At 38.3% G+C, this 248-nt stretch carries 1 protein-coding gene; it reads right to left on the bottom strand.

The window, feature by feature from the left end:
• The coding region (locus tag CN692_RS26270; protein WP_179874489.1) for a hypothetical protein at positions 1–248 on the bottom strand (248 nt) is incomplete at both ends.

Genomic DNA, 248 nt, shown 5'->3' on the forward strand with positions numbered 1-248 from the left:
TTATTATTCGTCGTATTTGCTGCAATCGTACCGGAAACGTGCGTTCCATGCGAAGTAATATACGGCTTATAATCTGATGGTGGTGTTCCCCAAACTGTACCTGGATTTGCCTTATCAGCTACCCAATCATCATAAGTTGTTTCCATAGGATCATGGTCATCAACATATTTTATATTTCCGTTTGCATCAAATCCGTCATTACTAACAAAGTCATGTCCACTATATAAGTGTCCATTTTCATCATGTGT

It is taken from the genome of Bacillus sp. AFS002410, assembly GCF_002556365.1.
Classification (GTDB): domain Bacteria; phylum Bacillota; class Bacilli; order Bacillales; family Bacillaceae_G; genus Gottfriedia.